The 12271-nt window shown below is 39.9% G+C and carries 11 protein-coding genes; 5 read left to right on the top strand and 6 right to left on the bottom strand.

Annotation, left to right across the window (positions count from 1 at the left end; genetic code table 11):
- The 5 genes from LEP1GSC199_RS14805 to serC form a co-directional block, all read right to left on the bottom strand.
- Positions 1-388 (bottom strand): helix-turn-helix domain-containing protein (locus LEP1GSC199_RS14805; protein WP_002986856.1); only part of this gene is annotated, 388 nt, incomplete at its 3' end.
- 23 nt (positions 389-411) lie between these two features.
- Positions 412-1983, bottom strand: coding sequence for a hypothetical protein (locus LEP1GSC199_RS14810; protein ID WP_002986836.1), 1572 nt, complete (start codon positions 1981-1983; stop codon positions 412-414).
- Positions 1984-2072: 89 nt separating this feature from the next.
- The gene (gene rpiB / locus LEP1GSC199_RS14815; protein ID WP_002986842.1) at positions 2073-2510 is read right to left on the bottom strand and encodes a ribose 5-phosphate isomerase B; all 438 of its coding nucleotides are present in this window, start codon (positions 2508-2510) and stop codon (positions 2073-2075) included.
- The gene (locus LEP1GSC199_RS14820; protein ID WP_002986860.1) at positions 2507-3163 is read right to left on the bottom strand and encodes a hypothetical protein; all 657 of its coding nucleotides are present in this window, start codon (positions 3161-3163) and stop codon (positions 2507-2509) included. The genes rpiB and LEP1GSC199_RS14820 overlap by 4 nt, the downstream gene beginning before the upstream one ends.
- Positions 3156-4253 carry a 3-phosphoserine/phosphohydroxythreonine transaminase gene (serC, locus tag LEP1GSC199_RS14825; RefSeq protein ID WP_083901958.1) on the bottom strand — a complete coding sequence of 366 codons (1098 nt, stop codon included), beginning with the start codon at positions 4251-4253 and terminating at the stop codon, positions 3156-3158. Before serC ends, LEP1GSC199_RS14820 begins: the two co-directional genes overlap by 8 nt.
- Positions 4254-4377: 124 nt before the next feature.
- Between serC and LEP1GSC199_RS14830 the strand changes: the two genes are divergently transcribed.
- Positions 4378-6045, top strand: coding sequence for a P83/100 family protein (locus tag LEP1GSC199_RS14830; RefSeq protein ID WP_002986849.1), 1668 nt, complete (start codon positions 4378-4380; stop codon positions 6043-6045).
- A 19-nt stretch (positions 6046-6064) separates the two neighbouring features.
- Positions 6065-7252: an MFS transporter gene (locus tag LEP1GSC199_RS14835; protein ID WP_039926993.1), complete on the top strand. Its 1188-nt coding sequence runs from the start codon at positions 6065-6067 to the stop codon at positions 7250-7252.
- Here the strand turns inward: LEP1GSC199_RS14835 and LEP1GSC199_RS14840 are convergent.
- Complete coding sequence (locus LEP1GSC199_RS14840) at positions 7249-8355, bottom strand: tetratricopeptide repeat protein (RefSeq protein ID WP_002986839.1); 1107 nt, start codon at positions 8353-8355, stop codon at positions 7249-7251. The two genes, LEP1GSC199_RS14835 and LEP1GSC199_RS14840, sit on opposite strands and share 4 nt — an antisense overlap.
- 110 nt (positions 8356-8465) lie before the next feature.
- Between LEP1GSC199_RS14840 and ilvB the strand changes: the two genes are divergently transcribed.
- The 3 genes from ilvB to LEP1GSC199_RS14855 all read left to right on the top strand — a co-directional run.
- Positions 8466-10172: a biosynthetic-type acetolactate synthase large subunit gene (ilvB, locus tag LEP1GSC199_RS14845; protein ID WP_039926996.1), complete on the top strand. Its 1707-nt coding sequence runs from the start codon at positions 8466-8468 to the stop codon at positions 10170-10172.
- Positions 10169-10657: an acetolactate synthase small subunit gene (ilvN, locus tag LEP1GSC199_RS14850; RefSeq protein ID WP_002986833.1), complete on the top strand. Its 489-nt coding sequence runs from the start codon at positions 10169-10171 to the stop codon at positions 10655-10657. The genes ilvB and ilvN overlap by 4 nt, the downstream gene beginning before the upstream one ends.
- A 66-nt stretch (positions 10658-10723) precedes the next feature.
- A partial coding sequence (locus tag LEP1GSC199_RS14855) for a hypothetical protein (RefSeq protein ID WP_002986844.1) occupies positions 10724-12271 on the top strand: 1548 nt, incomplete at its 3' end.

Genomic DNA, 12271 nt, shown 5'->3' on the forward strand with positions numbered 1-12271 from the left:
GGTAAAGATAGATATAAGTATAAATAGTTTGATGGGAAACTGATTCTGTAATTCCGCTTGGCAGATTTTCTTTTAAAGACATCTCTATTTGCTCTGGTGACCATTTAAGTTCTAATTTAGATTTTATAAATTTTCGTAAATTTGGATGTTTTTGCAACTTTATTTTACCAGAATTTCTGGAACTTTCATTCTTCTGTGAAATGATTTGAGCATTTGATACTGAATAATTAATGAAAGAATTTCTTGAATAACCTTTAGATAATTCTCTGGAAATGCTTGAAGGACTTCGATTCAGTATCTTAGCTATACTTCTAATACTTTCCTCTTTAAATCGCATCTCAGCAATTACTTCCCTTTCTTTCAAATTAATTCTTGTATAATGATTCATTTATTAACACCTTATTCATTAGATTATCGGTGTTGCGTTAAAAATTTGATTCTACCAAATGAAATCGGTGGGGAAAGTGGGCTTCGTTGGTCTTTAGAATCCCATTCGTTCAAATAGCGGTTGTAAGCTGATATTCTAAAATAATATGTTAGTCCAGGTTGAAAGAGGAGACCTCTCTTTTCTTTTCTCGAAGTATCTACTTGGTCAGCAAGAGGTCGAAATTCATCAGCAGCTAATTCCCCTTCAGGAATATAAATATTATTCACTAAAGTATCTTCTGTAATACAAAAACGTTTGTTTTTGAAACTACTATCTTCCTCGTTACCGTCAATTTTTGTTAATGCACCCGTTTTATCTTTTTTAACAAATATAGAACCTAACATTCGATTGGGAGTGAGCCCATAATGGATGATATAACCTCCACCATTTTGGACTTCCTTTTCGTGATTGGAATTCCATAAAAAACAAAGGGGTTTCCCTTGTGTCAGACTTGATTCCAATCGAAACCGTGTAGGAAGATCAGGAGGAGTTTGTTCCGTATATTCAAAGGATAACGATTGTACGTTGGGAACAGATTTACCCATGGGGTCTGGCCGAAACCATAACTTCCACTGGTAGTATTTGAATTTGTTTTTGGGAAGTTCTTTCTCCAGGGACTTGATCCTTGTCCAAGATAAGTTTGTGTTCGAATCTACAAACTTCTGGTTCGAACCTCGAAAATAAAGTTCGAGCATCGTATCTTTTGGTTGTTCCACAATCCAATGGATTCTATTAAGAGAGGAGTTACTATACTTGGTTTCTAAAACGGGGGAAAGGGCAGTGTTACCTTCCATATATCCAATTTTAGTTTCATCATCATACCGAACCGATTCAAACTTCGTGTATTCTACTTCAGGTTCGCCCTTATGGATATGAAATCCATCCAAGTTCCCATAAAACGATTTTCCAAGTACAAGTGGGGTGGAATCGTTTTCGGGAAAACCAAATCCTAAGGTATTGGCTTCGTTGTTTTCATATTCTGCGGTTTCTATTCCATTTTGATATAATACAAATCTATGATTCAGTGTATCAAAGTAAATAGAGATCACTTCCCAAGTTTTTCTTTTGATTTTTACTGGTGATTCTAAAATGAAACTTGTGGTTCGACCGTCGGATTTTTGGAGTAAATTATTGACGTAAAGTGTTGGTTTACTTTCGTTTAACGCGAGTGAGATGCCGTATTTTTTCCCCTTCACAAATACAGTTCTATCTAAAATCACAGAACCCGCACCTTGTTCGCTTAAGCGAATGGGGATGGTAATGGTGAATGGATCGGGATGGGTTCCAAATAGAGAATTTCCAGAAACCGATAAGTGGATTTGATTCCTTCGTCCCGAAAAGTAAGCCGATCGTTTGCCAAAAAAATAGGATTGGTCATCTGCTAAATAAGAAGAAAAAACCACAGAGATGGATTTGGATTTAAAGGGAATGCCGTTTTCTGAACTTTGTGGTTCTGTCACTTCTCCCTCAAAATCGAAGAAGAGTTCCCCATGTTTCGGAGTGTTTTCTTTCGGTTTGAGAAAGTTCTTTTTGCCGGGTTCCGAATTTTGAACCACACCGTTTTTTTTCCAAAGGTTTAGGTTTAGGATTTCTGTTTTGGGGACTTCCCATCCAAATACGGGCAGGCCCCAAATTAAGAATAGGGTTACGACTGTTCTTCGATCAGTCCCAATCGTTTTTGGTGCCGTCCACCTTCGAATTCTGTTTCTATCCATTTTTTTACAATTCTCTGTGCTAAATCCGTTCCGAGAACCCTTCCCCCTAAAACCAATACATTGGCGTTGTTATGGCGTTTGGACATTTCCGCCGTAAACTCATCATGGCAAAGGGCAGCTCGAATGCCTTTGAAACGGTTGGCAGCAATGGAGGCTCCAATGCCTGTTCCGCAAAGGGCGATGAGTCTCGGAACTTCACCAGAAAGAACCTTTCGGCAGGCATCTCCAATGATGGTGGGGTAGTCGACGGACTCTTCGCTCTTAGTACCGTAATCGACAATTTCGTACATTTCCTCGAGACTTTTCCTGAGGAATTCTTTGAGAGCAAATCCTCCATGGTCAGAAGCAATTCCAATTTTTTCTTTCATTCGGCTTTTTCCTTTCTATGTTTTAGGGCTTCGGTGTAGGACTGATATGATTCTAAAGAGAGTGAGAGTAAAAACTTATCTCGTTCTCGGAGTAAGGTTCCATAATATCCAGTGAATAAATCTAAATACCTTCGGTATTTTTCTTTTGGATTCTTTTCGGAAAGGTATTCGATAGTGAGGTTTGTGATTTCTTCTTTGATTTCTGTATGCGACTCAAACCACTGTTTGGCGATGTTGACCTCAGCAGGTGTCAGTGGGTAAGGGCGACTATCGGAAAGTAAAATCCTCCATTCATAGGAAAAAAAAACCTCTTCTTTTTCCTTACCTGAGAGAATTGAATCTTTGAAATACTCTCCTAAATCTTCTGCAAGTGGGTCTTCGGTTAAGTCTTTGATTACTTTGTCTCGAAAACAGTTTAGGGAAGCCAAACGAAGCTCAGCCGATTCCTTGGCATAATCTTCCATTTTGATTCGGTCCAAATTGAGAAGATTGGGACTTATGGCACCTGGAGGGATTTCTTTTTTGAGTGGCAAATAACAGTCCTTAGCTGCTTCCCATCCCAGATTCCCTTCGGGAATCCAAAGGGAATGGGCAGAAAGTGATCCAACAAAAATGAGAAGAAAGCTAAAGGAGGATTTTGGAAATTTACCCATGGGTTCTTTCAAATTCTTTGATAAAAGAAATGAGGGAATCCACACCTTCTTCCGGCATTGCGTTATAAATACTGGCTCGAAAACCGCCTGCTTCCCGATATCCTTTGAGACCGGCAAACCCTTGTTCTTCGGCAAGTGCCAAAAATTGGGAATCCAAACTATTATTATGGCTTCGGAATGTCACGTTCATTGCCGAACGGAAGGCTTCAGGAACCGGTGCATAGAATAAGGAAGACGCATCTAAGGCATCATAGAGTTTTTTTGCCTTTCTTTCATTGATGGCTTCCATGGCAGTGAGTCCACCGTTTCGTTTCAAATATTTGAAAACAAGACCTGCGATATAAATAGAGTAGGTTGGCGGAGTATTATAGAGAGATCCATTTTTTTCCATGAGAGCAAAGTTCATCAGATTGGGGATGGGATGAGTTTGCGTGGGCAATTTTTCTTTGTCGTAAATCACAACAGTGAGCCCAGAAGGCCCAATGTTTTTTTGCGCTCCTGCAAAGATTACAGAGAAGTCTTCTATGGGAAGTTTGCGACTCAGGAGTTCGCTTGTCATGTCTGCAAAAAGGGGTGCCTTTTTTAATTTAGGAAAGGTTTTGTAACGGGTTCCAAAAATAGTATTGTTAGAAGTGATGTAAACATACTTGGCTCCGTCACTTACGATCTCATCCGTAATGGTTGGTAACTCCATATATTGGGAGTCTGCACCATTAAAAATGGATTTTACGTTGGGATAGAATTTTTTTGCTTCCTCATGAGCTTTTCTTGCCCAAACACCGGTGACTGCAAAATCGGCAGATTCACCAGCTGCCAAATAATTGAAGGGAATGGCAGAAAATTGTAAAGTGGCACCACCAGGAAAATATACCACCGCATAACGAGAGGGCAGTTCTAGAAGTTCTCGAAGATCTGCGAGTGATTCGTCCAAAATATTTTGGAAATGTTTTTCTCTGTGACTCATTTCCATCACGGACATTCCGGTTCCTCTGTAGTTTAGGAACTCGGCCTTTGCTTCTTCCATGACTTCCGTAGGCAACATGGCAGGACCGGCATTAAAATTGAAGATTCTGTGTGTAAACGTTGGCATCCTCCCACAGAATTTTGAATATCCACCCGCCGGTAAATAGATTTTTATTCTAAAACTTGCTTTGCAGAATCGGAAAGGTTGTTAATCTTGTGGGCATCTTTACCCCAATTTTCGTGAGGAAACAATGAGAATTTCTCGTTCCATCATCATTTGCCTATTATTAGCTGGTCTTTCCCTGACCGCACAGTCCAAAGCCCCTCTCGGTGAGTCCGAAATCAAGGGTTCCAAAAAAATCGAATTCATCAATCGCTCCTTACGTAAGGCTTCTGATGACATGATCCAAGAAAATACCGAAATTGGTCGTAAACTCGCCGAAACCTTGGCCAAAGAAAATACGGCCACTGTGGACGGAGTCAAAATCCAACGAGTGCTGCCTGGTGCTGATGGAAAACTCGGAGCCGACATCCTTTCTCTTTCGGAGTCTCAAAGTTTTGACCATGTCAATTCGATTGCACGGATCATTGCTTCCTATGTGGAAAAATCCTTCCAATACAAAGTTGGGAACGCAGAGACTTTGGCCCAGTACATCCTTTATTACAACGCAACTCATAGAAAAGATTCTAAGTTTTTTACCAAAAAATATACAGAGGGTGTCATCTCCGCCACTGCAAGTGACAAATTAGGAATTGATACTGTTTATAAAAATTGGCCCGGTAAAACACAAATCATCATTCCGATTGAAGGCAATATCTTAAAAGACAGTGGGAAGGATCTCACAACGGATGAGTTAGAAAAAGACGTCAACAAAACGGTTAAGGATAAAGAAAAAGATCCGGCCACCAAACAGAAGATGGAAGACGAAGCCAAAAAAATGGACAAGTTGCAAACCGATAAACTGAAAGATGAAAAAAAGGTTTTGCAGGATAAAAAACAAGAAGTGGCTGATGAACAAAAACAACTCCAAGACAAAAAAGACGCACTAAAAAAACAAGAACAAGAATCGGTTGCAAGCCTCAATGAGTTGAAAAAAGATCCTGTTAAAAACAAAGCAGAGATCGAAAAGAAAACCGAAGACATCAAAAAAATCGAACAAGAGAAAAAAGACACTGATAAAAAATCAGAAGCTGTAGAAGCCAAAAAAGAAGAGCTTAGTAAAAAAGAAGAACAAATCGCTAAAAAAGAAGAAGCTCGCACGGGCGGTGACACAGCGAAAAAAGATGACACTGTCCAAAAGGTGGAAGCCAAAGTTGAAGAATTAAAAACGGAACTCGCACAAACCAAAGAAGAACTGAAGAAAAAAGAAGATCAAAGTGATAATGTTGTGAACAACAAAATTCTTTTTATGAAGTTTATTAAATACGATACAGGTGGTCATTATTCCAACGAACTTTGGGCCATTGATCCTGCCAAAGACGATGCTCTTTATAAAAGTTCTTATAATAATATTTGTTCTAAGGAATTTAAAGAAATTGCAAACCAAGGTGTCCTTGTTCTAGGTTATGACGGTGAAAAAGTAGAAACACGTAAACACAAACTCGTGTTACTTGATCCAGACAAGTTGGGTGTCAAAAAAACAAGCGAATCTGCAGATATTTTCTGGAGAACCCCTATGATCAATCGGGAAGATAAAATCTACGTGATTGAAAAGGTAAAAGACAAATACCATGTTGCACGATTTAAATCGGACTTAACCTTTGAAAAAAGGACAGAGGAAGCGGTAGAAGAAAACTCCGAACTTACTTTTTTTGGGGATAAAATCTATGTGACTGGTAAACCAAAAGAAGGTGACAAAACTACCATTAAGGTCTTTAAAAAAGAAGACTTAAGCCTACTCAAAACCATCGCTCCGTAAGGAGGATGGGTTCTCGTTTCTGAAATACATTTCTAAAACCGTTTGGGTTTTATCGCTTGTGAGTCTTTTTACAGATATTGCAAGCGAGATGTTATATCCCGTTCTTCCTATTTACCTAAAGTCTATTGGATACTCTATCCTTTTTATTGGGATTCTAGAGGGAATCACAGAGGTCGTTGCCGGTTATGGTAAGGGATACTTTGGCCACCTATCGGATGTTACTGATAAACGTGTTCCTTTTGTCAGATTGGGGTATGCGATGAGCGCCATATCAAAACCTTTATTAGGTATAGGGCAAGCCCCTTTTGTTGTTTTATTCTCACGCATTTTGGATCGAATTGGAAAAGGAGTCCGAACAGGAGCGCGGGATGCTATTTTGTCTTCCGAGGCTACGCCAACAACTAAGGCAAGAGTGTTTGGATTTCATCGTGCTATGGATACTTTGGGCGCAGTCCTTGGTCCAAGCATAGCCTTAATATACCTGTATTTCCATCCCCAAGATTATATATTTCTATTCTATTTGGCATTTTTGCCTGGTATCATTGCGATTGGGTTTACCTTCTTTTTAAAGGAGAGGACGACACAATCCATTCAAACGAATTTAACGGAAGGGAAAAATTCTGTTTTTTCTTTTCTTTCTTATTGGAAAAAATCGAATTCCAACTATAGAAAGTTAGTTGTTGGACTGCTCGTGTTTGCCTTTTGGAATAGTTCTGATGTGTTTTTGATATTAAGATCGAAAGAGGTTGGGTTGGATGATCATCAAGTCATTGGAATTTATATATTCTATAATTTGGTGTATGCTCTCTTTTCTTATCCACTCGGAGTTTTTGCCGATAAAATTGGATTAAAAAAAATGTTTTTATTGGGTCTTGGAATTTATGTCATTGTATACTTACTTATGGGACTTGTTCAAAATCCAATTTTGATTTTACTGGCTTTCTTTTTGTATGGTGTCTATGCTGCAGCAACAGAAGGGATTTCCAAGGCTTGGATTAGTAATGTCATCCCAAATAATGAAACAGCTACAGGGATTGGTATGTATACTGGACTCCAAAGTATTTCTTCGTTTTTTGCAAGTTTGGTGGCGGGGTCGTTATGGTTTCTTTTCGGGGCTCCAGTTACTTTTATTGTCACTGGAGTTGTCGCCATATTAGTTTTTCTTTACTTTTTCAAGGTAAAGATAGGAGAAGGATCAAAAGTTTAATCCTTTAAGTATTCAATCCTTTCTCGGATGGATTCATTGGAAGGATTTTTCTTTGCCAAATCTTCCAAAAGTTTGATGGCCTCAGGTTTTTTCCCCATAATGTCCCAAAGGTCAGAAAGTTCCAGTGCCGGTCTTGGGTCGCTCGGAGACTTGGAACGTAGGCCTAAATAAATTTCTTCTGCTTTTTCTAAGTCACCTATAAGGCGTAAGGCGGCTGCTTTTCCCAGTAAGGCAAAGTAATCATCACCATTGGCAAGGATTTTATTAAAACATTCGAGGGCTTTGTCATAGTTGCCAAGTCCTCGAAGTGAGTCTGCATAACGATTGATGATGAGTTTGTTGTCTGGATCGGATTCGAGAATTTTTTCCCAATAGGTGATTGCAGTTTTAAAATCTTTTTTACCACGATAGGATTCGGCAAGACCGTAGAGAGCAAAGAAATTTTTGGGATCTAACTCTTTGGCACGGTCGTAATAAAGAATGGCTTTGTCAAAGTCTTTGATTTTGCGGTAACTGTTTCCGATCTCTGTAAGAATTTTTATATTGTTTGGTTGGCTAGAAAGTAGTTTTTCCCACCACTGGATGGCATCCACATACCTTTGACAAGCAAAGTATAAATGACCAAGCCCAACAATCACATACTGGTCATTAGGATTAATTTGGAGAGCTTCCATATAATAAACTTCTGATTCTTTGAAGTTTTTTAGTTTTCTATGGGCATCGGCAACTCGAGAAAGGATACTTGCATCTGTGATTGTTATATGGTGGAATTCTTCTGCAACTTCGATGATTCGTTTGAGGCTGTTCAAATCTCTGTAAGCATTCATAAGTCCCATAAGAGAAAACTTATTGGTTGTATCACCAAGCAAACATTTTCGGTAGTATTGGATGGCTTGTTCTGGCTGTTTTGTTTTTGCATAATAGTCACCAAGACCAACAAGTCCATAGGTGTTGAAGGGATCTTCATCCAGTAATATGTCTAATCGTTCTTTGGCTTCTTTAAAACGACCCTGATCAAGAAAACGATAGGCCTCTTTTGCAAGGGCTTTTATTTTTGTGAACTTTTCATCTTCTTGTGGCTTTTCAATATCTGCATTTTCCATATTAGGGTCCAATTTTCAGCATTCTTTTTTAGACAGTAAAAATCGACCTAAAAACGTGAGAACATTGACAACAGGCTCTTTTTTGCAGAAATGACAATGAGGGGGAATGTATGTCATCTACAACCGAAGCAATTACAGGCGGTCGACTTATGGTCGAATTATTGGAAGAAGCGGGTGTGGAGATTGTCTTTGGATACCCAGGTGGTGCCATCCTCCCATTCTACGACGAACTCTATCATAGCAAAAAAATCAAACATATCCTCGTTCGCCATGAACAAGGTGCCGTCCATATGGCAGAAGGTTATGCTCGTTCTACGGGCAAGTTAGGTGTTTGTATTGCTACTTCGGGACCAGGTGCTACTAATTTAATCACTGGTCTTACCGATGCCAAATTGGATTCCATTCCCATCCTTGCCATAACGGGACAAGTTGCTACAGATGCCATCGGAACGGATGCCTTCCAAGAGGCAGATATTTTTGGAATCACCATTCCTATTACCAAATACAATGCTCTCATCAAAAAAGCTGATGACCTTGCTCGTCATTTCGAAGAAGCGATCAAAATAGCCATGGGAGGAAGGCCAGGACCCGTTTTACTTGATTTTCCCAAAGATGTACAAACACAAAAAACAACGGTTAGAAAAGCTGCCTCTTTAAAAATTGCTCCTCATCATTATGAAAGACCAAAGGTCAAAGGGGACCCGCAAGAATTCGCAGAAGTTTTAAACGGGGCCAAACGTCCGTTACTCTATGTGGGTGGTGGTGCCATCAATTCTTTTGCTTCTGCTGAAATCAAAGCTTTGGCAGAAAAGGCAAATGCACCAGTGACTACAACCCTTATGGGTCTTGGTGCCTTTCCGGGAACCCATCCACTATCGGTGGGAATGCTTGGAATGCATGGAACCGCTTACGCCAACAAAGCAGTATTAGAATGTGATTATATTTTAAACTTGGGTGCCAGGTTTGATGACCGTGTTGCCAAATACCAAGACTTCGCCCCCAATGCCATTCGTGCTCATGTGGACATTGATGCGGCTGAGTTTAACAAACGAATCAATGTAGACCATATCCTTCATGGAGATCTAAAAGACGCCATTCGCGAAATCCTTCCTTTTGTTAAGGGTGGCGACCGCAGTTCTTGGATTGAAAACATTCAAACCTTAAAGAAAAATCATCCACTCGATTTTGACAACAGTGGGGACAGTATCAAACCTCAAGACTTTCTTAAGCGGGTGTATGAGAAAACCAAAGGGGAAGCCATTGTTTCGACTGATGTAGGCCAACACCAAATGTGGGCAGCCCAGTATTATCTCTTTGATAGGCCCAATACTTGGTTAACTTCTGGAGGCCTTGGCACTATGGGGTATGGACTTCCTGCAGCGATTGGTGCCAAATTTGGAAACCCTGACAAAACTGTGATTTGTGTCACAGGAGACGGTTCCATTCAGATGTGTATTCAAGAACTTGCCACAATCGCACAATCTAAGTTAGGTGTTAAGATTTTATTATTCAATAATAACTTTCTTGGAATGGTTCGCCAGTGGCAGGAATTATTTTATGAGGAAAGATTTAGTGAGTCCCAGTGGACCTACAATCCAAACTTTGTCAAACTTGCCGAAGCTTATGGAATTCCTGCGATGAAGATCGAACACAAATCTGAAATCGATAAGGGTGTAGAATTTTTCTTAAAAGACAGTGGATCAGCATTGATTGAGGTGATGATTCCTGCGGAAGAAAAAGTATTCCCAATGATCCCTGCAGGAAAATCACAACAAGATCTAATCGAATTCAAAGACTTGGGGAAATTTAAAAAATGAAACACACTCTAAGTATTTTAGTCAATAACCATCCCGGTGTGATGAGCCATGTTTCAGGTCTTTTCACTCGTCGCGGATATAATATCGATTCTATTGCCGTAGGTGTGACTGACAACGCGGAAGTCTCTTCTATGACAATCGTTTTGAATGGCGACGATTTTGTCGTAGGCCAAGTCAAAAACCAACTTCTTAAATTGCCTGATGTGCTCCGAGTCCAAGACATGGCTTATGCAAGTTCTGTCCAAAGGGAACTAGTGCTTATTTCTTTTTGCATTACCGAGGGCAATCGGAGCGAAGCACTGACCATCTGCAATGGCTTCGATGTCAAAATTCTGGAAATGACAGAAGATTCTCTGCTTATTGAATTTTCTGGAAATTCGAGACAGGTAACCAATATTATTTCTGTTCTTAAACCTTTCGGAATTCGTGAGATTTCTCGTACGGGTCAAATTGCGATTGCCTATCGGAACCAAAACTCCGTTTAGAATCCACTTGACAGAGCCTTGATTTTCGGAGACCATAGGGGCCTCAAGTGAGTTCGTCTCTGCCCCATGATCCGTAAGCCAATCTTATTTGCACTTTTCCTCCTAACTACCGTTATCTCTTCTGAGACGGAACGTGTCACAGTCCCACTCAAACGGGGACCCAGTTCCGATGTATTGTATTTTGACTTTGGGGAGACGGCCCCCACTTCTTATCTCTCTGTAGAAAGACTCCAAGAACCCAAACTAGAAGATTTAAAGTTAGGATTTTTGGAACCAAGCCCTGGGTATTACAATGGGCCGGATGGGGGGGAGGTTTACCAATGGGCAAAAAACCATTACCAGTGGAAAAGGGCCGATGGAAGTGTGTATACGGAATGGGCGAATGGAACTTTTAAACTCGATTTCCCCACAGGGATTGGTTTTGTTTCGGCACCTGCATCGTGTAATGGATGTTTGCCGACACTGGTTTGGAATTATCCTGACCTAACTAAAATCACAAAGTATTGGTTGGCTCATAGAAAAGAATACGATTATATCCACCAAAAACCACTCAATTTCGAAAACTATCTTCTCGTAAGTGAAACCAAATTTGGGAAACCAAAGTTGGAATTAGGAAACTATGTATTTTACGGCTCCGAACAGTGGAATGAATACTTACGTGTATTTGGTGATTTTTTTAAAATGAAACCTTTTTTTCAATATATGAAATCCGAGTTTCAATTGGAGAATCGGGGAAAAATCCCCGTATTGTTATTCGACAAATATGAAGAAATCAAAGAATACATTGGGGCCGATATCCCTGGTGGAACGGAAGAGGGTGGGTTTGGGGGAAGGGATTCCATTAGTTTGTGCTGCGGGGAAAAAATGCCGCAGGCCACAGGAAATCCGGAATTTGATTCTGATGCACTTCGTCGTGTACACTTTGGCATTTTTTACCATGAAGCGGTTCATAATTTAGAACAAATTTCTTGTTTGAAAATTCAGTCAGAGACAGGTAAAATTCCCACAGCCGATATTTTGGATCCTTGGTTTGAAGAAGGTCTTGCTAATTATGTAGAAGCAAAATTTTACGAACGAAAACAATTTTATATTTATAATGATGCAGAGAAGTTGATTCGTGAAAACAAAGTTCCCAAAACCTTTAAATCGTTGTTAGATGCAAAGTATAGAGATTTACTTCCTTATTCTATTGGTCCACTTATGATTAAACATATCCACGAAACTTATGGAAAAGAGGCCATTATTTCCTACCAAAGGGACACTTGCGTGGGAACTGCACCGGCTTTGGCTTTGCAAAATGCCACAGGTGTTTCCCCAGACCAAATTTTGAAAGATAGTTTGTTGCGGTTTGAAAAAGAGAAAGACTCTGTTCTTCGAGATGGCAAGAAACTTCAGTTAGCTGGTTATACAAGGATGAATCCTAAATTTCCAACGGAGTACAAATCCTTTTTAGAAAAAGGGTTTTCTCTTCCCGAATCAGCTTTGGAGGTCAAGTCCTACACACAACTCCCTAGTTTACAAAAAGTTTTTCTTGCTTCCGTGGATTCTTTTTCTGAAAAATTGGAAGGGGACTTCCTTGCACCGGGAGAAAGTTATTTTTATCATACGTGGCGT

It is taken from the genome of Leptospira vanthielii serovar Holland str. Waz Holland = ATCC 700522 (assembly GCF_000332455.1).
In the GTDB taxonomy this organism is placed as follows: domain Bacteria; phylum Spirochaetota; class Leptospiria; order Leptospirales; family Leptospiraceae; genus Leptospira_A; species Leptospira_A vanthielii.

Bases quoted from the DNA above. Each gene is read 5' to 3' on its own strand.
- rpiB (WP_002986842.1), bottom strand. From the start codon at position 2,510: ATGAAAGAAAAAATTGGAATTGCTTCTGACCATGGAGGATTTGCTCTC.
- LEP1GSC199_RS14820 (WP_002986860.1), bottom strand. From the start codon at position 3,163: ATGGGTAAATTTCCAAAATCCTCCTTTAGCTTTCTTCTCATTTTTGTT.
- serC (WP_083901958.1), bottom strand. From the start codon at position 4,253: ATGCCAACGTTTACACACAGAATCTTCAATTTTAATGCCGGTCCTGCC.
- LEP1GSC199_RS14830 (WP_002986849.1), top strand. From the start codon at position 4,378: ATGAGAATTTCTCGTTCCATCATCATTTGCCTATTATTAGCTGGTCTT.
- LEP1GSC199_RS14840 (WP_002986839.1), bottom strand. From the start codon at position 8,355: ATGGAAAATGCAGATATTGAAAAGCCACAAGAAGATGAAAAGTTCACA.
- ilvB (WP_039926996.1), top strand. From the start codon at position 8,466: ATGTCATCTACAACCGAAGCAATTACAGGCGGTCGACTTATGGTCGAA.
- ilvN (WP_002986833.1), top strand. From the start codon at position 10,169: ATGAAACACACTCTAAGTATTTTAGTCAATAACCATCCCGGTGTGATG.